The organism is Lysinibacillus sp. fkY74-1, assembly GCF_053165895.1.
This window is the reverse complement of the sequence record NZ_CP170173.1, coordinates 296,240-320,468: the sequence shown is the minus strand read 5'-3', so window position 1 is coordinate 320,468 and position 24,229 is coordinate 296,240. Positions and strand designations below refer to the sequence as shown.

Genomic DNA, 24,229 nt, shown 5'->3' with positions numbered 1-24,229 from the left:
AGCGAAATGGGTTATTGATCGCTCCTTTTTTATACTAAAGCTATCAAATCAATTTAAAGGAGTTGTTCCAAGTTGGGAAACATCATTCTTCAAGTGACCAATTTGCAAAAAGAATATATCGGAGAGATTACCTACAAGGCATTAAATGGTATTGATTTCCAGTTACAACAGCAGGAGTTCGTAGCCGTCATGGGGCCCTCCGGAAGTGGCAAAACGACATTTTTAAATAGTGTATCCACCATTGATCGCCCCACTGCTGGAGATATTGTTATTAATAATAGAAATCCTTATGTTTTAAATGATGAGGAACTTGCAAAATTTAGACGTTCTGAATTAGGCTTTGTTTTTCAGGATTTTAATCTTGTTCATACTTTAACGGTAAAGGAAAATATTTTATTACCGCTGACATTAGATAGCTTACCTAGCGCCAAAATGCGTCACCGTTTAAAGCATGTAGCGCAATTTCTTGGAATTGAGGAGCTATTATCGAAACGCATTTATGAAATTTCAGGTGGGCAAAAGCAACGAGTAGCTATTGCTCGTGCTGTTATCCATAAACCGAGCTTATTGTTAGCAGATGAGCCTACAGGTAATTTGGATTCAAAGGCTGTCAACGATGTGATGGATTTATTCACCTCCATCAATCAAGAACTACAAACTGCCATTCTTATGGTCACACATGATCCTTACGTAGCAAGCTTTGCTAATCGTATTATATTTATCAAGGATGGCAAATTATATAATGAAATACATCGAGGCAACAATCGTAAGCAGTTTTATCAAGAAATTATGGACACTCTTGCTTTCTTAGGTGGGGGTCAACATGACCTTTAACCATATTGTTATCCAAAACATTATACGAGATAAATGGACATATGTATCTTATTTTCTGAGCAGTATGTTTTCCATCATTATATTCTTTTTATTTTCTGTAATTGTCTTTCATCCCAGCTTAAAAGACCTAGATCCCGACTCAACACTTGGCATTTCATTAATGCTTGCCAGTATGCTTGTTTATTTATTTTCATTTATTTATATTACTTATTCAATCATGGCATTTTTACGCAAAAAGACAAAGACTCTTGGCATTTTCATGATTACAGGGGCTTCCATGAAACAAGTACGAAAGCTAATATTCCGTGAAAACCTATTCATTGGAATAATGGCGATTATAGCAGCAATCGTTCTTGGTCTTGTCATGACCCCCCTGTTCTTAATGGCGGCTAAAGTAGTGTTAAAAGCAGAAACATTTAGTATGTATATTCCTCTACAAGCAATTGGTTTAACGATAGGTTTGTTTTTAATCTTATTTATGATAATTTCTAAAGTCGTCACTAAATTTATTAATAAAGAAGCCTCCATACAGCTATTAAAAAGTGATACTGTGATTGAAAAATCGATTCAACCACATTATATTTTATTAGCTGCTAGCATTATGATGACCTCACTTTTAGCTTATTTACTAAAGATTGAGCATGCTATTGTAGCGTCTTTAGGTGCTCTCTATTATTTATTATTTTTTGCTAGCATACTTTGTACGATTTATTTAATCATTGCTCAAGGCTTACGTCTATTTTTGAAAATATTTGAGAAATCCCCTGTTTATCTTCGCAAAACAAATATGCTTTTAGCGTCAAATTTAAATGCAAAAATGAAATCTCATGCAAATATGCTATTTCTAATTACCATTTTGTTAAGTGGCGTATTTTTATGTACAAGCATTTTGTTTAGCTCATATTACAATGTTCAAAAAGATAGTGAAGGAAATTATCCGTATAGCTTTCAATATATTACGGATCCAAAAGCTAATGACAACATAATAAAGGAAGATTTAGACTATCTTGAAAAGAAGCTAGCAACAGTAAAAGCTAACAAGTATTTTATTGAATTTAAATCAGATGAGAATCGACGCCTTGGCTATATGTCATTATCTGATTACAACCTGCTACAGCAAAAGGAAATTAGCCTGAATGAAAATGAATTTATTGCTGTCGCTGGGAATCATGGTATAGCTCCGATAACCAACAATGCTAGTGACCGTTATATAAAATCATTCAAACTAGCTGAAATGAACGAAAAGAACCTACTATCTACAGGGTTTCAGGAAACATACTTCATTGTGCCAGATTCTATTTATCAGTCGATTGACTACCCTGTTTATAAAACCTATATCTATGAATTAGATAATTGGACAGCACATACAGAATTGGCAAATACCATTACCGAGGACATACCATCCTTACCTGGTGAACGTTACGTTACATCCAAAATCGAATTATATGATACAGAAATGTTTGTAAAAAGCGTTATGTTCTTCATTGGCTCTATGTTAAGTTTAATTTTCTTAAGTGCAGCCATGAGTATACTTTACTTCTATTTACAGACAACATTATTACAGGAAAAAGAAAAATATATGGGCATTCGTAAGCTGGGACTGTCTAAGAAAGAATTAGCCGCCGTTATTGCAAAGGAACTGGGCATTCTTATATTTGTTCCGTTCACTATAGCAATTTCTCTATTACTCACTACTTTATTAGCTATGCGTACAATGGTCTCTACAGCATTTTTACAGGTTTCCATTGCCAGTTCTTGTTGTTTCTTTGTGCTGTTCCTCATCAGTTATTTATGGATACGACAAAGCTATTTCAAACGTCTAGTGAACTAAAAAAATCGCACTCCTTGGGGGGTGCGATTTTTCAATAATAAAAGACTTGTTACCAAATAATTGGCTTTGCCACCATTAACCATAACATAATAAGCAGTAGCAAAATGTACATCCACGCCTTGCGCTGTAATAGTGCAACAAATTGTTGCTGATTATAAGCTTGTGTATTAAAAGTACGTAATGTTGGCTTAAACGCTCTGGCTAAAAAGATAATAGATGCAAACATCACAAGGAAAGTGAGAACAATCCACGAAGTACTCCAATGATAACCCGCATGCCACATTAGTAAAATACCCGATCCTACAAGTACATGTCCTGAATGTTTGACAATGGCAATAGCCCCTTTAAAAGATTCTATATATGGTGGCATTTCACCACTTGAAGCTGTACGCATTTTTTTTACAATCGTTAGTACAACGAACAATGGCCCAATCGAAAGAACAGCACTTAAAATATGTATATAAAGAAGAAGCGTATAAATGGAAAACATGATGTATACTCCCCCTTTCATCAGTCCCCTACATTATAGCATTCAACCTCTGTCTGCTTATTCAGTAATTGTGAATCCTTTGTAAACACAAATTGAATCATTGTTAAATTGTTTGAAAACCTCACAAAGAGGGTATCGTTTATAGTAACATGCACTTAAAGAACAAAAGGAGTGATTTTTATAGGAATTCATCAATTTTTTACAAGCCTCAATGATTTAGAACGAATTATTCGGTGCCCTGGGCGATTCAAATTTGAAGAACATAACGTGGCAGCACATTCTTGGAAAGTATCACAATATGCGATGTTTTTTGCGACATTAGAAGAAATGAATGGAGCAAAGATTGATTGGAAATCTTTATATGAAAAAACAATTAATCATGACTTTGCTGAAGTTTTTATTGGCGACATTAAAACTCCAGTAAAACACGCTAGTCCCGAGCTAAAACAAATGCTAGCACATGTGGAAGAGAAAATGATGGAAAAGTTTATTAGCAATGAGATTCCAGAAGAATTTCAAGGCATTTTCTTTGAGCGCATGAAAGAAGGCAAGGATAGTACGATAGAAGGGCGTCTACTTGAATTTGCAGATAAACTGGACCAATTTTACGAAGCTTTTGCAGAATTAAAGCGTGGCAATACTGACAAAGAATTCGTCTATATGTATCAAAATGCTTTATCGAAGCTTTTAGCCATTCCACTTGAGGCAACTGTCCAATATTTCCGCACTGAAATATTAAAAGACGCCGTACAGGAAAAAACTCATATTGATATACAAGCATTAACAAATGAAGTACTAACAGCCAAATAGTCAGGTGCATGTACAAGTTTTCCGAATGAAAAGTTCAGGAAGGCTTTTTTTATTTCCTCTAAAAAAATCGTATAATGAAAGGTGATTGAATGGAGGGAGAGTTTTGTCAGAAGAATGCCCAATTATAGAAGATTTATTACCGTTATATAAGAAACAAATGCTCCAAGCATCAACATTAATATATGTAGAGCAGCATTTGGCAAAATGTCCGCACTGTCAGCAGCTCTTTAGCTCAGTACAAATTCAAAAAGAGTACATACCCATGAAAAAAACATTATCTTTTTTCCATATTATATTTATTGTACTTTCATTCATGTTTGCTATTAACTCATCGTTACTTGGAAACCAAATGGGCTTTGTCATTTCATATGCCATTTTCGGTTGTCTGTCTTACCTTTTTTATAAAAACATTTGGATTGTTTTTATCATTAGCTCTGTACCTGTATTGGTATGGGCGATTATCGACAACCTTACGAATGAGCTCTATATTACCGCCTACTCTTTGACAGAATTTGGGGCACTTGTGATGGGAGCAAGTTATATCGCTCTCCTCCATACGATTTTTGCCTTAGTGGGTGCGGCCTTTGCCATTTTATTACGCAAAATTTTTAGAATAAAAAAGCGCCTAAACTCAAACTAACGTTTAGACGCTTTACACTTCCCTATGCCTTTTTTACAAATTCAGACTTCAGCTTCATAGCGCCAAAGCCATCAATTTTACAGTCAATATTATGATCCCCTTCTACAAGGCGAATACTTTTTACCTTTGTCCCTATTTTTAAAGTAGATGAACTTCCCTTTACCTTTAGGTCCTTAATAACCGTAACTGAATCACCATCAGCTAACAAATTACCATTTGCATCTTTGACAATAAGTGTATCTGATTCGGGTTCCGTTGCGTCCATGCTCCACTCATTCGCACATTCTGGACATACATAATTTGTTCCATCCTCATATGTGTATTCAGAATTACATTTCGGACAATTTGGATAAGCTGCCATTCCTGCTTCCTCCCTTTACTTTTTTGCTAGATAAATCCTCTATATGCTCCTATCTTTACACAGTCGTCCATAATAAGCAAAGGTTGTTCGTATTTTTTGTTCGTATTTGTGAAAATAATATGAAGCCCAGTACCTTTCTAAATACATTTGCCGTTACGTATTGCATGATTTGGGACACCCGCCCATTGACTTATTTCAAGCAATCATCTTACTTGCATGTTTGTCGATCATGCTTTATTATATCCATAAAGGCTGCATTGTTCGTATAATATTAAGTTTTAACCTTTAAGCTGTAAAAGGGAGTTTTATTATTGGAGTTGGAATGACGGGCCTCACACTACGGTGCATGAGGATAAGCAGGAAAACTTCTGCGAACACCCACTTTGAGGAGTGGTGGTTTAAAACTTTCTATAATAACTACGGCATACGCGGCTTTTTATATTACATTTACCTTTACAGTACCTTAGCCAATATGGTTAAGGTACTTTTTTCATTCCAAAATAGCCAAGGGGTTAAACTTATTTGCAATTAATAATAAATAAACATAATCAACTATTTACCTCCGCAAAATATACCCAATCTTTCATGGACCTTTCAACTTCCCCTTTTTATCAACAGGCTTACTAACATTTGTGGAAGATTTATTTTATACAAAAAAGCTAACCTTCTCTATTAGGAAAATCAGCTAATTCCATTTATATCGCATATTTATTGATTAATAAGAGATCCATGATTTTGTTCAAATTCTTCTCTTGTCATTCCATAACAAATACCATCGAAATAATCGCCTTTCGTGAAAATGATTTTTCTAAGTTGCCCCTCTTTCATGAAACCTAATTTTTCATGTAGACACATTGATGGTTCATTGAAAGAGTAAACCGTTGTATTTACTTTTTGATAAGCGCGCTCCGAAAAGAAGAATCGAAGAACCATGAGAATCATCTCTTTTGCATACCCTTTACCTCTGTAAGGCTCGAATACAGCTAAATAATAATCAAAGATACCATTTTTAAAATCACAATCAAAAGTTTCAATCATACCAACAATATTATTGTTTCTATCTACTGCAACAAAACGGAATTCGTCATCATCTTCAGATAATTGTTCTTCTACCCATTCTGTCATTTTATCAGTTGAGCGAGGAAAATGAATCGAATCCATATTTCTAAGAATTTCATCATCTAGAAAATCAAATATAATGATATCTTCTGGTTGTATCGCTCGTAATGTAAGATTTTTCCCTGTCCAATAACTAACTGTCATTTTTCTTATCCTCAAAAAAAAGTGGTAATACTAATAATTGGTTATATTAACCATATATTTATTACGTTTTAAATTTTATATAGTTTCAAGTAAAACTTATCTCTTTTGTTATTTCTCATTTACATAAGTACGATTCATTGAAGGGTTATAACTAGCGATTGATGATTATATTCATTTTTATAATTACTATCGGTGTCAGGGACGATTAAACGGCTTGAGTCCTTTAGAATTCAGGACACAAGCCGTTTAATACATTTTTTATTATTACCACTGTCTACTTGACGGGGTGCAGTTCACATTGAGCGCCTGGCTTTATTTTTATTTCCGAATACAGCTTGCTTAATTCTACTTTAATAAAACATGTGATTTCTTATAAACTTAAAAGCTACTTAATTCTGATTTTAAACTTTGAACGAACTCGTTAATTTGTTCCCTTTTTACTATTATACAAAATGCAGGACCACATTCTCTTGGACCAAGATTATTCTTATCATTGGCGTCTAATACAAAAATTAATTTGTAACGAGTCTCAGATTCTATCCTCTCATTGTCAGGTATTTGTAAAAAACCATATTGAGGATAATAATATTTACCGTAGTGAGGAATATGATAGATACATAATCCAGGATCGTGTGGCTCCAACATACTTAGGTGTGAACTATCAAGATGTTTTATATCATCTAATAATTTTATGAAGTCATCCTTTAAACATGTAATTTCTTTATGCAACCTAGGAAAATTATCACCTGATCTGAAATTTATGGAGAATTTCACACTTGAATCATTTACTAATTTTAAGATTATTTCAACTTCACAATTGGGATCATTTGAGTAATCTTTTAATATAACCATAATTAATTCTCCTTTTTTATTAACCTTTTAAATTAATATTAATTCCATCGGTCCATATTCTACTATACTACGGAATGTTAGCATAACTTTTGAACTGAAAATTGTCAGGAGTTAAATTTTACAAAAGTATTATCACTCATAATCTCCTACATATTTCCAATTACTCTTGAACCACTTTAACTTTTTATGATCTTCAAAATAAACAGTATCAATAACATCAGTATCTTTCTTAAGTAATACAGCAACTTGGTTGCCTCCTGTGTCAATCCAAGCAACACGTTCTCCGCTTAATACATCGACATATTTAGTACCATTAGTCAAAGCATCATCTATCATTTTTCCAGTAATACCGCGATCTACCGCTTGATCAGAAGCATGGCTTCTTAATTTAAGTACTCGTTTCGAAGAAGTCTTTACAATATATGAAACTCCTTGCCTAATTACAAGGCCGGCTAATAATGGAATGACAGGTAATGCATGTGGTTGTACTTCGGATTCGAAATCAGCCCTAGGACCATTTAAGTCATCTATAGAAGTATTTACATCTGTATTTATTTCTTGATTATCAATTTGTGACTCATTTTCTACTTCGATAATATTGGGTTCTTGATTTAAAGAATCTTCTAATTCTACTGCTTGTGATTCACTTGCAAAAGCCAAACTTGGAGAAATTATACTGAATGCTAGTGCAAAACAAATTAATGCTACAAAACCTTTAAAAAAATTTAATTTCGACATTTTTTTGTCCTCCATTTATTACATTTTGAAAAAAACGTTATAACATTTTCACTTTCCCTCGAGTTATTATCATCCTATCATTGGAAACTTTTTCATTTCAATTGTTGATTCACGCCATTTTCCGGCGTGGAATTTACATTAAATTTACATTAAGCGCCACATAACGCCATCAAGAACGCCATATTTTGGCGGTTCTTATAAAATAAAGTGATACTAAAGTTACATTATCAACATTTATAAAACCTATTGTTTGACCTTAATTACATTGTAGTATTTATTCACTTTGTAATCATAAATTAACAATTTGTACTTAAGTATCTGTTGACAGTAAATTGACTTTCAGATATACAAAAAAAAACAATACCAATTATGGTAACGGGCATGTGCTGTTAAGCACTACGTTGTAAATGATAATTTCTAATCCTTTTAAATCTCCATTTGTCAGCGTGCCAGCGTCAAACTTATCTAGCCAAATCTTATCAATCCTTTATCAACTGATTGTTGAATATCAACCTTTACAGTACCTTAGCCAATATGGTTAAGGTACTTTTTTATTTATAAAAAATACCTTACAGCACCTTCTATATCTCCAATTTGATATATCCTATTTCTAATAAATTCCTCAAACGCACGTGCTCATGTAATGTTTTGAAATCCTAGTTATAAAAAGTACATACAACCTTCTCATATTTTGTATAATTCCCTTTCATTTTGCGCATATATGGAGTAACAAGGGAGGTAATGATATTGAAAAAGTTAATGTATGTAATGGTATTTGCTTCAATTCTAATAACAGCTTGCGGAAAGAGTGACAATCCAAAGGAGGTAGCAGTAGATCAAAACACTTCTGTTGAAGATATTGTCGGAGCAATTGTTAAAAATAAGTTTACGGTTGAAGAGTCCAAAGGTGTTGTCACCATATCCATACAGGATACAGATGTGACAGAGGGATCGAAAAGTCAAATGCTGAAGGACTCCACTAAAATTTTTGCTGATTTGTCGAAGCTGAAAGATGTAAAAACACCTGCTGTTACTTGGTATGCTCCACTTACCCAACCAGATGGAGATAAAACCATGACAGAAGTATTGAATATTTATTTTAGTGAAGAGGATTATCATAAAGTAGATTGGGCCAATTATTTACAAGTTGATATCGAGTCAACTGCTACAAATTATCATGAAAGTGAAGCTTTAGAGGATTAATTTTATTAAAAGGACAGATACCCCTCCATGTATGGAGGGGTATCTTTTTGCTCATTTTACATACATTCTCAGCCCCTCTGTTAAAAGAGGTCGTTTTATTTTATAGTGGGTTGCTTGCCAAATTCCTTTGCCATCCTGCAAAATTAATAACTGAGGTGATTCGTGTTTTACCTGTAAATCACGTTCTATAGCGTTGGAAACATCACGTTCCTTTTGGATAATGACCAGATATTTAGGGAGTTCTGTCGCTAAGGCTTTGAACTCTTTTAAAGCTGAAATACTGCTTATACATGTCAGACTAAATTTTAAGACAAGACAGGGCTTTTTGTGAGACTGTTCTAACACTTCTCCCCAACTAACCAAAGTTTTAATTCGTTGCATATATGAATACCTCCCTTGCAATTATATACTACACAGGGTATTTGTTGTAACAAAAAAACACACGAGGCTACCTTTATAGCTCGTGCATTTCTTCCTCTACTTAAATGCCTTCTGTATTCATTAATACAAGGCGCCAGCCATCAGGATCCTCAATGGTAATACCCTTCTGCATCCAATATGGATTTTCAGGCTCTACTTCAGGGTACCCCATTTGTGATAAGCGTTTAGCAATACTACGGATTGTTTCTTGATTTGGAATATAGAGTACTAAAAGATTGTCCTTACTTGGAGCAGGACAAGGGCTCCCTTCAACATGTTCTGTAAATTCCAAGTGATAGTGTACATTTGGAAGACCAATCATTATTCCATCATAGCCACGATGACCTGAAAAAGAACCAATTTTTTTTAGTCCAATGCCCTCACAATAAAACCGTTCAATTTCTTTTAATTGATCAGTTGGCCTTGCTACTCTGACCTGTGCAACTGCTAGTTCATTCGTCCATTGTTGTTCCATCAGAAACTCTCCCTTTTTAAACGAGTATAGAATGGTACAATCACGTTGAAAACAGTCCTAAGTCTGAATTATTGTGCTAACGCTATATGAAACGAAGCCGCAGTCTTTGCTTTTACTTCCTCTAAAGTAACGCCCTCTGCTAATTCGATAAGCTGCATCCCTTCTTTAGTAAAATCAAATACAGCTAAGTCTGTAATTAACCGGTGGACAACACCTTTACCTGTTAATGGGAGATCACATTGTTTTTTAATTTTGGATTCACCATTTTTATTAACATGCTCCATAACGACGATGACTCTCTTTGCTCCTACCACCAGGTCCATGGCGCCCCCCATTCCTTTGACCATTTTCCCTGGAATCATCCAATTTGCCAGATCTCCAGTCTCTGATACTTCCATACCACCTAAAATAGCAAGGTCAATATGGCCACCACGAATCATAGCAAATGATTCTGCACTATCAAAAAAGGAAGCCCCCGGCATAGCTGTTACTGTTTCTTTCCCAGCATTAATTAAATCGGGATCAACGTCATCTTTAACTGGATAGGGACCGATACCAAGTAATCCGTTCTCTGATTGTAAAAGCACTTCATAATCGGCTGGAATAGCATTGGCAACTAAAGTTGGAATACCAATACCTAAATTTACATTCATGCCATTTTGGATTTCTTTCACTGCTCTATTTACGATTCTTTGTCTTGTATCAGCCATCACTCTTCCCCCTTTTTCACTGTCAGACGCTCAATACGCTTCTCATAATTTTCACCCAATAAAACACGCTGAACGAAAACTCCTGGTGTATGAATATGATCAGGGTCTAACTCGCCAACTTCTACAATTTCTTCCACCTCAGCAATGGTAATTTTACCTGCCATCGCAGCTAGCGGATTGAAGTTACGTGATGTTTTTCTGTACACTAAATTTCCTAGCTTATCTGCCTTCCATGCTTTAACTAGAGCAAAATCAGCAGCAATTCCTTCTTCTAAAATATAGTCTTTCCCATCAAAAACCTTTACTTCTTTGCCTTCAGCAATTGGCGTACCAACTCCAGTAGCTGTATAAAATCCTGGAATCCCCGCTCCTCCTGCACGTAGGCGCTCAGCAAGCGTTCCTTGAGGTGTTAACTCTACCTCTAGCTCCCCACTTAAAAATTGTTGTTCAAAAATTTTATTTTCGCCTACATAAGAGGCAACCATTTTTTTTATTTGCTTATTCGCTAATAGTAAGCCTAAACCCCAATCATCTACACCACAGTTATTACTAACTACCGTTAAATCCTTTGTACCCTTTTGTACTAAAGCCGCAATAGACTTTTCTGGTATACCACATAGACCAAAGCCTCCTACTGCTAACATATCCCCATCCTTAATATCAGCAACCGCTTCTTCAAATGAACGCCATACTTTCCCATCCTTCATCTCGAAACCTCCTAAAATTGCTCGTTTATTAAGGAAAATTCTACCTCATTAACATTTTACAAGTAAAGGAATTAATTAGAATACCACTTATTCCAAAATAGAATAAATCTCCCCACCTCTTACTTACGCATCGTGTTCAGTAACTGTTTTAAGGCATATGATTGATATGTATTTTTTTTGGTGATAATACCCAAACGCCAGGGCATATCAAAATTAGCTAAAGGAATCATTTTGACATTTTTATTTGTTTGCTTAGCAGCGATAGAATATGGCAGTAATGTTATCCCTAAATTTGATGATACCAATTCAACTATCAAATCCCACTGTGAACTTTTATAGCCTACATGTGGTGAAAATCCAACACTTTCACATGACTTAATAACATAATCATGTAAAGCGAACTCCTCAGCAAAGATAATAAAGGTTTCATTTTTTAAGTCTTGCAATTGTATTTCTTTAAATTGAGCTAATGGGTGTAATTCATTTATAAATACATAAAATTGATCTTCTACAAATGGCTGCACCGAAAACTTTCTTTCATCCGTCGGTAATACGACAATACCCATATCCACATTACCGTTTTCTACTAACGTACCCACTGTTTTTGCGCCTCGTTCAACAAGCTCCAAATGCACATCAGGATATTGCTGATGAAATTCTCTAGCTATTTTCGGAAAAAATAATGTCCCAATTAAAGGTGGAATCCCTAGCTTAATTGAACCTGTCTTTATATTTAATAAATCATCTAGTAAAATGTGCAAGTCTTGAACGGAAAGCATGATCTTTTGCCCCTGTTTAAAGACAATACTCCCTGCATCTGTTAGCTCGACATTGCGAGTAGATCTATTTAATAATTCTACATGTAATGTATCTTCTAATTTTTTTATGCTTTTACTTAATGATGGCTGAGATACAAAGGATTCATTCGCAGCCTTCGTAAAGCTACCATGCTCGACAACTGACATAAATGCTTTTAAATCTCGTAATTCCATAAACATCTTCCCCATTTATTCTTTTTGATGAAAGACTTAGCAAAATTCTCTTATAGTAATTAATTCTTCTTCATCTATAGTAATCCTTCTACAAAAATTAAGTGCACTGAACCTACAACTGTAGTCGAGAGGATATTCCTTTATTCCCCAAAGACCTCTTCAACAAAAAATACACCACGTATCATTAGATTTCACATCTAAATATAGTGGTGTATTTACTATTAGTGGGCCTTTTCCAATGCTAATTTAATGCCGAAACCAATTAATACAGCACCCGTCAATCCTTCGATTACTGCCTTAGTAGTTGGCCTTTTCATAAATGCACTAATGCGATCTAACAGATAGACATAAAATACAAACCAAAGCATCGTTAAAGCTGTATAGATTAATCCCATGATTAAAAATGGTAGAAATGTTCCACCCGTTCCATCCACAAATTGAGGAAGAAATGTTAGGAAAAATACAGCAACCTTCGGATTCGTGACATTCGTGAGGAACCCTTGCTTAAAGCATGATTGATGCGAGTATTTATGATCCATATTAGCTTCATTCTGCACTTCGGTTGATTGTGCGCGAATTGTCCGTAAGGTCCATAATGTTTTAATACCTAAATAACATAAGTAAACTGCACCAATATACTTTAATGCGGCAAATACATAAGCTGATTTCACAATGATAGCGGATAGCCCAATGACAGCTGCGCATGTATGAATCAATAAACCACCACAGGACCCTAAAATAGTCTGCAAGCCTCCTTTCCTACTTACAGTCAAGGTATTCTTTGTCGCTATGGCTGTATCTGGACCAGGTAAAATTATAAGTAAAATGCACATAACTAAGAAAACAGAGATGTTCACCATTTCTCTCCCTCACTTTCTGTCAGAAAATTATAAAAATAATTGTAGCATATGTACTTCCTTACAGAAAGATACTAATTTTTATTTTGACTTGACATATAACCAATAGGTGTTATATATTCATAACACCTATTGGTTTCATTTTATCTATAAAGGAGATTTACACATGAGCGGAAAATTACCCGATATTGTTAAAACAATTACACTTAATGCACCTATAGAAAAGGTGTGGGACACTGTAGCAACTGCAGAAAAAATTGCTTCTTGGTTTATGCCCAATAATTTTCAACCTATTGAGGGACATGAATTTACGATTCAATCACCGTTTGGTCCTTCACCTTGTAAAGTTGAACGTGTAGATGCGCCACATTTTCTAAGATTTGCTTGGGATGAGGATGGTTGGTTCGTTACTTTTGAGCTAAAAGAAGTCGGAGAACAAACAGAATTTACTTTAACACATGGTGGCTGGAAGGAAGCTTCACATATTATTCCAAAAGCTAACGCTGCTACTGAGGCCATTCGCACAAAAATGGATGGCGGTTGGACAATGATTATCCATCATAAATTAAAAGAAGTTGCAGAAGCCTAATGATTCAAGAAGCAGTGAAATATGATGTTTTTCAAGCAATTGCAGATCCTACAAGAAGAAATGTTTTAAAGCTACTTGCATCTAATGATAGACCTATCTCTAATATTTCAGAGCATTTTGCAATTAGTCGAACAGCTGTCGTAAAGCACTTAAAAATATTAGAACAGGCAGAGCTTGTTTCTGCTCAAAAAAAGGGCCGCGAAAAGATATACACGTTGCATAGTGAGCGTTTAAAAGAAATTGAGGATTGGCTCCAATACTTTCATTTGTTTTGGGACAATAAATTGGCTCAGCTACAAAGTCTGGTGGAAGACAATTAAAAAATGGAGCTGTCTAATTGGGACAGCTCCTCCTTTAAAAGAGGTAGAATAATCCTCCATTAATAATGTCAATTTTAATTTTAGATTCGTATTGCTCCTCTAATGCTTTTCTTTCAATTTCATAACATTCGGGTTTATCCTCTACATCCTCATAAAAATAATCCAATACTCGTTGATCACGTTGCCATCTTTTTTGCGCTTCAATGGCCCACGAGTGATCATCCTTTTCAATAATGGAATCCACCGCTGCATTTAATCTTTCAAGTGCACGTGCTGGTTTAATAATATATTGCACATGAAAAACGTTCTCTGCTGGTTCGGTGTCAAAATCTGAGGCATAAATCGTTTCATGAAAATCCTCCTTGATAACACCCGTTAACAAGTTAATACCAAATGAGTACATCATTTCTTTTGTCCGATCACAGCAATAGGAGACTTTAAAGTTAACACCTAGCCATGGTGTTAGGATAACCTGCCCCATTCCATGATCAACTTTTTCAAATAATTGAACATAGGCACCTAGTTCTCCTGTCGCATGAAAAAGCTGATTTAACCGTGGTGAGCCATAATGAATAACCTCACCAAATAAGTTACCAGCCATAGCTGTCTGATCTGTAATAAAGGTCACCTGAGCAGGGTTTGGCTCACTATTAGTGGCCTCTATATATTGCCAATAAAATGGTCTATTCATAATTCTTTTATCAATATCTACCGTCAACTGCACGGTCAAAGAATGTTCCTCTTCCCCTAAAATAGGGCAGTCATTTTCGGAGAAAAATCCCTTTAAATACTCATGAACTTGCTGCGGATACATAGTTTCCCTCCTTACCTCACACTGATTTTTTTAAGTTTGTTAAAATGGCATCTAAATCACCAACCACTTTTTCAAACACATCGATTTTGGTATGAAGTAATTCCAAGATTTTTTCTTCAATGGTATCTTCAATAGCAAGATTATATATGTGAACATCATGCTCCTGTCCCAAACGATGGACACGACCAATTCGTTGCTCTAGCTTCATAGGATTCCATGGTAAATCATAATTGATGACATGATGACAAAATTGGAGATTTATCCCCTCCCCACCAGCCTCTGTGGCAATGAGTACTTGTGCTCTTTCTTTAAATAAATGCTTCATATAATCTCGTTTACTTTTATTAAATTTACCGTTAAACAGCACACTCGAAATTCCTTTAGAATGTAAATACCATTGTAAGTAGATTTGAGTTGCACGATACTCTGTAAAAATAATAACCTTATCCTTCGCCTGTTCAATAATCTCAATTGTTTTTTCTGCTTTAGAATTCACTTCTAAGGCCATTAATTTGGCTAAAATGTCTTCCATTTCTTGTGATTGTCCATGCTCCTTCAGCATATTTGTTATTGTTAATGCTGTAGCTTCCTTGCTACTGCACATTTCCTTCTGCAACGTAATTAACGCAAAAGATCCTTTGTTTTCAAGTGAGCCAAGGAGATCATAAACGGCTCTTTCCTCTTCCGTAAATGTAATCGGTACAATTTGAACGCAACGATTGGTCCATTCAATACCTGTATCTTCTCTTCGATTTCTCACCATCACCTGGTTGACCAATTCTTTCAAATAATCATCATGCTCTAGATGATGCTTACTGGCTGAAAAGGCTGATTGGAAGGTATCGTAGCTTCCTAAATGTCCTGGTTTTAATAAGGAAATTAAATAATATAATTCGAAAACATCATTTTGTATAGGAGTAGCAGTTAATAATAAGCAAAACTTTTTCTTTAATCCTTGGACGAACTCATAAATTTGTGTTTTATTATTTTTTAATTTATGGGCCTCATCAATAATAATCATATCGTAATCCTGCTCATAAATACGTTCCCTATGAGGGCTTTTTTTCGCTGTATCCATACTCATGATTATGACGTCATAGCGCTCTATTGGACAATTTTTTTTATAAGCGATAGCAGGTATATGAAATTTTAAGTTTAACTCTTCAATCCATTGATTAATCAGAGAAGCCGGCGCTAATATTAACGCTTTTTTTACAAGACCCCTTAAAAGATACTCCTTTAAAATCAAACCAGCTTCAATGGTTTTACCTAAACCTACTTCATCTGCTAAAATGGCTTTTCCATTCATGCGCTGAATGACTGTTTCAGCTGCTTCTAGCTGATGTGCAAGAGGTTTTAAATTAGGTAAATACTTTGTAGCTTGTAATCCTGTGAAATCAGGGATTAATCTCATTTTTACAATATCATAGTTCATCTTATATAATGACCAACTCTGCCATTGTTCAAGATCATTGACGCGATTGATAAAACCTTCTACCCATTCTGACGACCTCTCTATTTTCATGATCATCACCCCACCATGTCAGTATTTCTTCTTATGTTGTCCAAAAAGGAGAAAGCTATGTTCGTTTTATACAAAAAACACCCAATGAATGTAATTATTTCATCGAGTGTTTGTTAATTCATATGTTTACGGAAAATGCTCGGTGATAAACCTGTCACTTTTTTAAATACACGACTAAAATAAAAATAATCTGTGTAACCTACTCGCTTAGCTATTTCCTTTATAGATAAATCAGGCGACCTTAATAGCATTTTCGATTTTTGAATACGTAAATGGGTTAAATAAACATGTGGACTGACACCCATTCTTTTTTCAAATACATAGCTCAATTTTCTACGGTCCCAATTACATTCATTCGCTATATCGCTCACAGTAATATTCTTTGTAAAGTTTTCTTGTATATACGTCAAGATGGATGCTATGTGATAGTCTTTCAACTTCATCAATACAATCATTTCCTCTCATATATTTAAAAAGAGAGCTTTGGATTGAATAAGTGATAAATGACTGCCCTTATGACTCATTTCAACTAATTGCTGCACCATGTTCATCCATTTCATGTGCTCTCCTACCTGTATAACAAAATGACTATTATAAAGCGGAAATTTTACATGTCCATCAAATAGTTGGAAGTAAATCACTACATATTCTAATTTGGTATCCCTTACGGCCATGTTTTGAATGGGAAAATCGGGACCAACATGGAGGATCCTTCCTTTTTTTAAGCGATAATTAGTACCTTCTATTTTTATGTCACCTATACCTTTGACTGGGAAGATTAGTCTAGCGACATTTTCCACTGTCCTGTTAGTAACCGTCTCAGAAGAAATATGGTCAATAGTGACAGACATACATGTTAAAGGTGCCATTGAATAAAATTCTAACATTTCTTCTATGCCTACTATCTCCATTCCCTTATCATGCTCTTAAAACAATACGAAAGGAACACCTAAAATACATCGAGTGCTCCTAAGATTAATTATTTTAAGCTTTCCTGTAATAGCTTGCGATTACGTTGTTTAAAAATATCATTATGGGAAGAGACAATACCGCCATCAGAAGCATCGGGCTGAATATATTTTTTCGCACTATTCACTGCGTGCAATGCATCATGAAAAGCTGCTGCAATTAAATGGATTTTGCCATCATGGTGCAAAATATCTCCTGCCGCATAAAGTCCCGGAATAGAGGATTCACTATTTATAGTACCAGCAATGAAATAATCGTTTTTACGTTCAATTGCTAATGGACTATTATCTAATAGTTCCTTATCGCGTACATAGCCATGACTGATAACAACTTCATCGATAGGAATTTCCGTTATAGTACCTGTTTCATGATTCGTTAAAGCAATCGCTTTAATCATTCCTTCTTGATCATCCGCAATTAATTTCGTAATTTCTGAATTATAATGACATTCAATGGCACTATTCGTTAGCTCCGTAATTTGAGCCTCATGTGCAGACAATTGATCTTTTCGATAGGTTAAATATACCTTTGACGCTACTTCCATTAACTCTAATGCCCAATCTACAGCGGTATTACCACCACCTGAAATGATAACCGCTTTGTTTTTAAATTTTTCATAGGATTTGATGGTGTAGTTTAAATTAGATACCTCAAACCGTTCTGCTCCCTCAATTTCTATTTTTTGAGGATTAAGGATACCCCCACCAATAGCAACTATGACCGTTTTTGAATAATGAATATTCCCAGACTCAGCTGTAATAACGAAAATCCCCTCGTCGTTTTTGGCAATTGATAATACCTTTTCATCTGTGTAAATAGAGGGATTAAATGTTAAGGCCTGCTCCACTAACTGCTTAATTAGTTGGCCACCTGAAATTGGCGTAACGCCCCCAATGTCCCAAATCATTTTCTCCGGGTAAACATGGATTTTACCCCCGAGCTGTGGCTGTGATTCAATTAGCTTCGTCTTCATTTCACGTAAGCCACAATAAAAGCTAGAATATAATCCTGCCGGTCCTCCACCAATGATCGTTACATCATACATTTCTTGTTCAAACAAATCGTAGCACACCTTTCATTTATGTTATTTCCTATCTCAACAATTGGGCCGTGGTAACAACATAACTACAAAACCCTACTGTATTTTCATCTTATAGAAATACTTACTACTTCTTACTCCCTTATTATACGATAATGATAATCATTATCAAGTAAAACTTCCCATTTTGGAAGCTATGTTGTCAATTCTTACTATTCTTTAAATAATCTTTATACGGTATTTACATTGAGCATGTACTCTTAAACTAACATTTAATGGAGGTTTAATATGTATGAAGTATAAAAAATTAGCTGCCCTAGCAGCAGGCTGTTCCTTAGCTATGGCTACTCTTTTAATAGGAGAAAATCAATCCTATGCGGTAGAAGAGTTACCACCTGAACTTAACTTAAATGTCTCCTCTCGCTATGATTCTGGCGTGAAAAATGAAGATGGAGGGGCCACAGAAATTGTTGCCTACAATGCGGACAATTACAAATACTATGTAATCAATGGGACAACAAAGCAAATTGAAATCGTCCCTTTACCAAAAAGCTCTTCCTACTCTGCCGTAAAGGTCGAGAAAACGGTCAATCTTGAAAAAGGTTTAAAAGAAATCAAACCAAACTTCTCTTATGGAGATGTGACAAGTATTAGTATTAACACCGATTCCGATTTGATAGCTGCCGCTGTTCAAGCTGAAGACTATAATGACAATGGATTAGCAGTATTTTTAGATTACAACGGTAATATTCTTCATATTGTAGAAGCTGGTAAACAGCCCGATATGATCACCTTTACACCTGACGGGAAAAAGGTACTTGTAGCAAATGAAGGAGAGCCTCGTGAGGGTTATGAGAAAGCCGTTGATCCAGAAGGCAGTGTTAGTATTATCGAGCTACCAACTGACATTACTAAAGCAACGGTAAAGGATATTAATTTCGAGGCTTTAGATTCTCAACGTGAGGAGCTTGTTGCTAAAGGTATCGTTTTAAAGAAAAAGACGAATCCTTCTGTAGATTTCGAACCTGAGTATATTGCTGTCAATAAAAAAGGTAATACAGCCTATGTTACCTTACAGGAGGCAAATGCAATCGCTACGCTAGATCTTACATCAGGTGAATGGAAAAATGTGCAATCACTAGGTTTTAAGGATCATCGTAAGAAAGAAAATGCGCTTGATTTCATGAAAGATAAAAAAATTGAAATCATTCCTGAAAATCTTTACGGCATCTATATGCCTGATGGGATTTCTTCCTATGAAGTGAACGGTAAAACCTATTTAGTGACAGCAAACGAGGGTGACTCACGTGATTGGAAAGGCTATGTAAACGAACTTGAAATGGAACTAAGAGGCAATGAAGTTGTGCTTTTTGATACCTCAGACTATGATGGCTTACAACCTGAAAAAATGTATAGCTTTGGAGGTCGATCTTTCTCTATCTATGAAGCAGAATCAATGACTCAAGTATTTGATAGTGGTAGTGATTTTGAAAAGATTATTGCCCATTCATTACCTGACTACTTCAATGCTTCCAATAATAATACAAAGCTTGATAATCGCAGCGGTAAAAAGGGCCCTGAGCCTGAGGATGTGAAAATTGGACAAATCGGTGATCGCATGTATGCCTTTATTGGTATAGAACGGGTTGGTGGCATCATGATGTATGATATTACAAACCCTAATTCACCATCATTTGTTCAATATATAAATAAAAGAGATTTTGGTGAAGATATTAAGGGAGATGTATCACCAGAAGGTTTAGCTTTCATTCCTGCTTCAGCTAGTACTACAGGGCTTCCAACTTTACTTGCTGCACATGAGGTTAGCGGTACCGTTACTGCTTTTACATTTGGTAGTCCATATAAAAGTTTATTTTTAGATATACAAGGTCATTGGGCACAAACAGCCATTGAGGAACTAGCAAATAAACATTTATTGAATGGTGTAGCTAAGGATCAATTTAATCCAAATGCTCCCATGACTAGAGCACAATTTATAACTGTCCTCAGTCGTGCACAAAAAATTAATTCAACATCCAAAGCTCCCTTTTCAGATGTAAAAACAGGCGATTATTTTGAGGATGCTATTGGTTGGGCATATGAAAAGAAGCTAATCAATTCATCCAATGAAATGTTTAATCCTCATAAGCCTATTACAAGAGAGGATGCTGCTGTAATTCTATATCATTTTATAAAATTAACTGAAATAGACTTGCCTAACCATCATACTCAACAATTATTCAAGGATGATGCTGCTATTTCTCCTCCTGCAAAGGAAGCGATTTATATTTTGCAGCAAGCTGGAATTTTTACAGGTAACAAACAACAATTGTTTCAACCACAAAGCACTTTATCACGCGCTGATGCTACATCGGTACTCTACAAATTATTTACCTTTAAATAATCCTTCATGCTGTTCGAGTGTTCGAACAGCTTTTTTTATTCTAGCTAAAATAAACCTCAATCCATAAATTACTAAAATATACGTAAACGCTAGTTTTTGATACACTATTGGAAAAAACCAAAAGAGGTCGTCATGAAAAGAAAAATATTTATTTTACATGAAATATATGGCATCAATCAATTTATAAAAGAACAAGCCGAAGCCTACCGTGATGAACATACCTCCGTTTGCTGTGCTTCGCTTTATCCAGAAGGAAAATCCTTCTCATATAAACAGGAACAACAAGCTTATGATTTTTTCTTCCATACAGTCGGCTTTGACGCACCTCTTGAGATGCTATCAAAAAACCTACTAGAGGCATGTGAAAAATATGAAGAGGTTGTGCTAATTGGATATAGTGTAGGTGCTACATTAGCCTGGCGATTATCAACGCTCCCCCTACATCGAGTTATTTGTGTTTATGGCTCACGTATACGCCAATTCCTAGACGTCCAACCATCTTGTCCAACCTTGGTCATTCTACCAAGCTGTGAAAGTAGCTTTGATGTGAATGCAATAAAAAATGTACTCGAACATAAATCAAATGTTCAAGCAAAGCAATATCACGGACAGCATGGTTTTATGGATACTTATAATTCCCATTTTTGTCCATCTAGCTACCTTCAAGCACACACAAATATCTTAAACTTTTTAGGAGTAGAACAACATTAGGAGGAACAAACAATGGAAGAAAATATAGATATTTTGGTTGAACCATATATTGAAAGAGGTAATGTGATTTATCCAAGCTTTCCTATAGCCTTACAACCCGGCATGATTATAGGCATCTACACAGATGTTTCTAAAATACATACTTTAATGCAATGGTTTATGAAACGAGATCATACATTTACATATTTTCGCGAAAGTGCTCTCTATGAACGCCTTACTGTTCGTGAGCATATACGGTTTAATTTGAAACTATTCAAACGTACACCTAATGAGGCTGAGGAGTTATTAAAGCTATTTAGCTTAACTGAACAAAAAAACATGAGAATTAGTAAGCTTTCTACTAGTGAAAAACAACGATTAAAGTTATTGGGTACCTATCTTCAGGAAGTATCGCTTCTTGTATTAGAAGAACCCTTTCAAAATATCGATGATTTTTCTAAGCAAAATGTCCAACAAATACTGAAAAAACTCACAGAAAGACAAAAAAGCATCATTTTACTTTCTAATAATCTAGAAGACTTAATGATTGCAAGTACTGCTATACATAGATTAGATGGGGCTGGTTTACATACACTAGACGTTAAAGAGGAAGAATTAGAGAAAACACCTCCCCCATTTGAAAATTCGCCGATTCGCATTGATAAAATTCCAACAAAGAAAAATGACAAGATTATTTTATTTAACCCGCCCGAAATTGATTATATTGAAAGTGTTGAAGGCGTCGTTTCTGTTAATGTTGCAGGTGAATCCTACCCATGTACACTATCACTGAATGAGCTAGAGCAAAAATTGACACCATTCGGCTTTTTCAGAAGCCACCGTTCATACATTGTTAACCTACAAAAGGTTCGCGAAATCATTACATGGACGCGCAATAGCTATAGCCTTGCACTCAACAGCACTGATAAAACTGTTGTGCCTTTGTCGAAAAATAAACTAGCAGATTTAAAGAAAATACTCGGAATATAGTAGATTTCCCAGGAAATAAACGACTCCTGTCACCTTCCATATCGTGTTGTTGGTAGTCATTTTTCCTCCTCTCATCTAATTATTGCTGTGTACCTTTCACTTGTTGTTTATAGTTTAGACATCAACAACAAACAGGAGGCTTACACATGAAAGCAGTAATTGATGTACAGCATTTGAAAAAAACTTTTAATAAAGAAATCGCACTACAAGATGTTTCCTTTACTATACAAAAAGGAGAAATATTTGGTTTCCTTGGTCCGAGTGGCTCTGGAAAAACAACTACTATTAAAATACTAACTGCGCAAACTGAAAACACTGCTGGAAATGTTCTATTATTTGGACAGCCTGCAGCTGACATGAAGCAAAGTCAAAATCGTAAACGTTTTGGCATATTAACAGATAATAGCGGTTTGTATACGAGGTTATCTATAGAAGAGAATTTATTACTCTATAGTAAGCTATATGAGCTGTCAGTCACTGCCGTCAAAGAAGCTCTTGATTTTGTAAATTTATATGCTGATCGCAAAAAGAAGATAAGTCAGCTTTCAAAGGGCATGATACAGCGTGTTACACTGGCTAGAGCTATAATGCATAAGCCTGAATTATTATTTTTAGATGAGCCTACTTCTGCACTTGATCCTGTAAATACAGAACATATCTATAATGGTTTACGAAAGCTGAATAACATGGGGACAACGATATTTTTAACAACCCATGATATGAGCGAGGCCGAAATACTCTGTGACCGAGTTGCTTTCCTGCATAAAGGGAAAATTCGAGCAATTGGCACTCCAAGCGACTTGAAGCAGGAATTTGGCACTGATTCCATGACTGTTGAGCTTAAAAATGGTACACAAGAAGTGATCCAAAACGGGGCTCAAGATGCCGAGAAACTGTATCAATGGATGCAAGCCAATGACGTTACTCGAATCCATACAAATGAACCAACATTAGGCGATATTTTTATGCAAATAACAGGGAGTGATTTAGTATGAATATTTCAATGACAAGAATTCAAGCTATATTAATGAAAGATTATAAGGAATTTTCACGTAACTATGCCGTATCTTCGATGGTACTCTTACCAATAATTTTGGCATTTTTGTATAATCAATCTGGTGCATCCTCTATCAACGCTTATCTCTTACCTATTAATATAACGTTTTCTATGGTAACAGCTTATATACAATGCTGTTTAATTGCAGAGGAGAAGGAGAAAAACACATTACGAAGCCTGATGCTCTCCCCTGCTTCACTAGCAGATATTTTAATTGGTAAAAGCCTATTTGTTTTTATCGTAACGATGATCGTGGTAGCTATGTCTATTTTTATTGTGGGATATAACCCATCTAGCCTACTCATTTTAGCTATTTCATTAATACTTTCAACTGTATTTTATATTGCACTTGGAACGATTTGTGGATTATTTTCTAAGTCTATAATGGAAGGTTCCATCATTGTATTACCGATTATCATTATTTTCTCTTTTGGCCCAATTGCCCTAAATTTTGCTTCTACTTATCCAATCTTAAAGATTGCAGAATGGTTACCAAGCTCACAATTATTACTGTTAGCCGAAGCATTAGAAGGTAAATATTCAGTGACAGATGTAATCATTCCTATGATGACGATAATTGTTTGGTCCCTACTTTCTTGGTTTCTCGCTGCAATTATTTATAAAAAAAGAATGGTCGATTAATGACCAT

Annotated in this window: 28 protein-coding genes, 1 other RNA gene and 1 pseudogene; 14 read left to right on the top strand and 16 right to left on the bottom strand. The window is 35.2% G+C overall.

Annotated elements, in window-relative coordinates; all coding sequences use genetic code 11:
- The first annotated feature begins 72 nt into the window (after positions 1–72).
- A complete protein-coding gene (locus ACE1MS_RS01590; protein ID WP_031418349.1) occupies positions 73–834 on the top strand; it encodes an ABC transporter ATP-binding protein in 762 nt (253 codons plus the stop codon).
- Positions 824–2,665 (top strand): ABC transporter permease, encoded by a 1,842-nt coding sequence (locus tag ACE1MS_RS01585; protein WP_036218100.1) that lies wholly within the window; start codon positions 824–826, stop codon positions 2,663–2,665. The genes ACE1MS_RS01590 and ACE1MS_RS01585 overlap by 11 nt, the downstream gene beginning before the upstream one ends.
- Before the next feature lie 49 nt (positions 2,666–2,714).
- On the opposite strand, the gene ACE1MS_RS01580 is transcribed toward ACE1MS_RS01585, so the two are convergent.
- Complete coding sequence (locus tag ACE1MS_RS01580) at positions 2,715–3,155, bottom strand: hypothetical protein (RefSeq protein WP_012292575.1); 441 nt, start codon at positions 3,153–3,155, stop codon at positions 2,715–2,717.
- Between the two features lie 171 nt (positions 3,156–3,326).
- On the opposite strand from ACE1MS_RS01580, the gene ACE1MS_RS01575 reads away from it, so the two are divergent.
- Both ACE1MS_RS01575 and ACE1MS_RS01570 read left to right on the top strand, forming a co-directional pair.
- Positions 3,327–3,965, top strand: coding sequence for a YfbR-like 5'-deoxynucleotidase (locus ACE1MS_RS01575; RefSeq protein ID WP_031418347.1), 639 nt, complete (start codon positions 3,327–3,329; stop codon positions 3,963–3,965).
- Between the two features lie 103 nt (positions 3,966–4,068).
- The gene (locus ACE1MS_RS01570) at positions 4,069–4,605 is read left to right on the top strand and encodes a zf-HC2 domain-containing protein (protein ID WP_012292573.1); all 537 of its coding nucleotides are present in this window, start codon (positions 4,069–4,071) and stop codon (positions 4,603–4,605) included.
- 22 nt (positions 4,606–4,627) lie between these two features.
- Here the strand turns inward: ACE1MS_RS01570 and ACE1MS_RS01565 are convergent, their stop codons facing one another.
- Positions 4,628–4,966, bottom strand: a complete 339-nt coding sequence (locus ACE1MS_RS01565) for a zinc ribbon domain-containing protein YjdM (protein ID WP_012292572.1) — start codon at positions 4,964–4,966, stop codon at positions 4,628–4,630.
- A gap of 246 nt (positions 4,967–5,212) precedes the next feature.
- Between ACE1MS_RS01565 and ssrS the strand changes: the two genes are divergently transcribed.
- A non-coding RNA gene (gene ssrS, locus ACE1MS_RS01560) (6S RNA) lies at positions 5,213–5,405 on the top strand.
- 269 nt (positions 5,406–5,674) lie between these two features.
- On the opposite strand, the gene ACE1MS_RS01555 is transcribed toward ssrS, so the two are convergent.
- A complete protein-coding gene (locus ACE1MS_RS01555; RefSeq protein WP_036218097.1) occupies positions 5,675–6,229 on the bottom strand; it encodes a GNAT family N-acetyltransferase in 555 nt (184 codons plus the stop codon).
- 154 nt (positions 6,230–6,383) lie between these two features.
- Between ACE1MS_RS01555 and ACE1MS_RS01550 the strand changes: the two are divergent.
- Positions 6,384–6,479, top strand: a pseudogene (locus ACE1MS_RS01550) (IS3 family transposase); the annotation flags it as partial.
- Positions 6,480–6,607: 128 nt separating this feature from the next.
- On the opposite strand, the gene ACE1MS_RS01545 reads toward ACE1MS_RS01550, so the two are convergent.
- Complete coding sequence (locus ACE1MS_RS01545; RefSeq protein ID WP_031418344.1) at positions 6,608–7,081, bottom strand: hypothetical protein; 474 nt, start codon at positions 7,079–7,081, stop codon at positions 6,608–6,610.
- Positions 7,082–7,213: 132 nt separating this feature from the next.
- Positions 7,214–7,819: a hypothetical protein gene (locus ACE1MS_RS01540; protein ID WP_139015309.1), complete on the bottom strand. Its 606-nt coding sequence runs from the start codon at positions 7,817–7,819 to the stop codon at positions 7,214–7,216.
- Between the two features lie 741 nt (positions 7,820–8,560).
- Here ACE1MS_RS01540 and ACE1MS_RS01535 point away from each other — a divergent pair.
- A complete protein-coding gene (locus ACE1MS_RS01535) occupies positions 8,561–9,022 on the top strand; it encodes a hypothetical protein (RefSeq protein ID WP_012292569.1) in 462 nt (153 codons plus the stop codon).
- Between the two features lie 51 nt (positions 9,023–9,073).
- Here the strand turns inward: ACE1MS_RS01535 and ytxJ are convergent, their stop codons facing one another.
- From ytxJ to ACE1MS_RS01505, 6 genes are all read right to left on the bottom strand, one after another.
- Positions 9,074–9,403: a bacillithiol system redox-active protein YtxJ gene (ytxJ, locus tag ACE1MS_RS01530; protein ID WP_012292568.1), complete on the bottom strand. Its 330-nt coding sequence runs from the start codon at positions 9,401–9,403 to the stop codon at positions 9,074–9,076.
- A gap of 100 nt (positions 9,404–9,503) precedes the next feature.
- Entirely contained in the window at positions 9,504–9,917 is a 414-nt protein-coding gene (locus tag ACE1MS_RS01525) for a VOC family protein (RefSeq protein ID WP_012292567.1), read from the bottom strand.
- A 68-nt stretch (positions 9,918–9,985) separates the two neighbouring features.
- On the bottom strand, positions 9,986–10,627 hold the full coding sequence (locus ACE1MS_RS01520) for a 3-oxoacid CoA-transferase subunit B (protein ID WP_012292566.1): 642 nt from the start codon (positions 10,625–10,627) through the stop codon (positions 9,986–9,988).
- On the bottom strand, positions 10,627–11,334 hold the full coding sequence (locus ACE1MS_RS01515) for a CoA transferase subunit A (RefSeq protein WP_012292565.1): 708 nt from the start codon (positions 11,332–11,334) through the stop codon (positions 10,627–10,629). Before ACE1MS_RS01515 ends, ACE1MS_RS01520 begins: the two co-directional genes overlap by 1 nt.
- Positions 11,335–11,453: 119 nt before the next feature.
- Positions 11,454–12,326: a LysR family transcriptional regulator gene (locus tag ACE1MS_RS01510; RefSeq protein WP_031418339.1), complete on the bottom strand. Its 873-nt coding sequence runs from the start codon at positions 12,324–12,326 to the stop codon at positions 11,454–11,456.
- A gap of 221 nt (positions 12,327–12,547) precedes the next feature.
- On the bottom strand, positions 12,548–13,186 hold the full coding sequence (locus ACE1MS_RS01505) for a LysE family translocator (RefSeq protein WP_031418337.1): 639 nt from the start codon (positions 13,184–13,186) through the stop codon (positions 12,548–12,550).
- 163 nt (positions 13,187–13,349) lie between these two features.
- Between ACE1MS_RS01505 and ACE1MS_RS01500 the strand changes: the two genes are divergently transcribed.
- Both ACE1MS_RS01500 and ACE1MS_RS01495 read left to right on the top strand, forming a co-directional pair.
- Positions 13,350–13,772: an SRPBCC family protein gene (locus ACE1MS_RS01500; protein ID WP_031418335.1), complete on the top strand. Its 423-nt coding sequence runs from the start codon at positions 13,350–13,352 to the stop codon at positions 13,770–13,772.
- Complete coding sequence (locus ACE1MS_RS01495) at positions 13,772–14,092, top strand: ArsR/SmtB family transcription factor (protein WP_012292561.1); 321 nt, start codon at positions 13,772–13,774, stop codon at positions 14,090–14,092. Before ACE1MS_RS01500 ends, ACE1MS_RS01495 begins: the two co-directional genes overlap by 1 nt.
- Positions 14,093–14,126: 34 nt before the next feature.
- Here ACE1MS_RS01495 and ACE1MS_RS01490 read toward each other — a convergent pair whose 3' ends face one another.
- The 5 genes from ACE1MS_RS01490 to ACE1MS_RS01470 form a co-directional block, all read right to left on the bottom strand.
- Positions 14,127–14,906 carry a YqhG family protein gene (locus tag ACE1MS_RS01490; RefSeq protein ID WP_012292560.1) on the bottom strand — a complete coding sequence of 260 codons (780 nt, stop codon included), beginning with the start codon at positions 14,904–14,906 and terminating at the stop codon, positions 14,127–14,129.
- 16 nt (positions 14,907–14,922) lie between these two features.
- Positions 14,923–16,437, bottom strand: coding sequence for a DEAD/DEAH box helicase (locus tag ACE1MS_RS01485; protein WP_012292559.1), 1,515 nt, complete (start codon positions 16,435–16,437; stop codon positions 14,923–14,925).
- Between the two features lie 107 nt (positions 16,438–16,544).
- Positions 16,545–16,874: a helix-turn-helix domain-containing protein gene (locus ACE1MS_RS01480; RefSeq protein ID WP_196243953.1), complete on the bottom strand. Its 330-nt coding sequence runs from the start codon at positions 16,872–16,874 to the stop codon at positions 16,545–16,547.
- 18 nt (positions 16,875–16,892) lie between these two features.
- Positions 16,893–17,342 carry a hypothetical protein gene (locus tag ACE1MS_RS01475; protein WP_031418331.1) on the bottom strand — a complete coding sequence of 150 codons (450 nt, stop codon included), beginning with the start codon at positions 17,340–17,342 and terminating at the stop codon, positions 16,893–16,895.
- A gap of 68 nt (positions 17,343–17,410) precedes the next feature.
- A complete protein-coding gene (locus tag ACE1MS_RS01470; protein ID WP_031418330.1) occupies positions 17,411–18,460 on the bottom strand; it encodes an NAD(P)/FAD-dependent oxidoreductase in 1,050 nt (349 codons plus the stop codon).
- Positions 18,461–18,731: 271 nt separating this feature from the next.
- Here ACE1MS_RS01470 and ACE1MS_RS01465 point away from each other — a divergent pair, with 271 nt between their 5' ends.
- The 5 genes from ACE1MS_RS01465 (at position 18,732) to ACE1MS_RS01445 (ending at position 24,222) form a co-directional block, all read left to right on the top strand.
- Entirely contained in the window at positions 18,732–20,843 is a 2,112-nt protein-coding gene (locus ACE1MS_RS01465; RefSeq protein ID WP_051889616.1) for a choice-of-anchor I family protein, read from the top strand.
- A gap of 96 nt (positions 20,844–20,939) precedes the next feature.
- A complete protein-coding gene (locus ACE1MS_RS01460) occupies positions 20,940–21,554 on the top strand; it encodes a dienelactone hydrolase family protein (RefSeq protein WP_198695264.1) in 615 nt (204 codons plus the stop codon).
- Between the two features lie 12 nt (positions 21,555–21,566).
- Positions 21,567–22,523 carry a LytTR family transcriptional regulator DNA-binding domain-containing protein gene (locus tag ACE1MS_RS01455; protein ID WP_012292551.1) on the top strand — a complete coding sequence of 319 codons (957 nt, stop codon included), beginning with the start codon at positions 21,567–21,569 and terminating at the stop codon, positions 22,521–22,523.
- Between the two features lie 146 nt (positions 22,524–22,669).
- A complete protein-coding gene (locus ACE1MS_RS01450) occupies positions 22,670–23,518 on the top strand; it encodes an ABC transporter ATP-binding protein (RefSeq protein ID WP_012292550.1) in 849 nt (282 codons plus the stop codon).
- The gene (locus ACE1MS_RS01445) at positions 23,515–24,222 is read left to right on the top strand and encodes an ABC transporter permease (RefSeq protein WP_031418326.1); all 708 of its coding nucleotides are present in this window, start codon (positions 23,515–23,517) and stop codon (positions 24,220–24,222) included. Before ACE1MS_RS01450 ends, ACE1MS_RS01445 begins: the two co-directional genes overlap by 4 nt.
- The last annotated feature ends 7 nt before the right edge of the window (positions 24,223–24,229 follow it).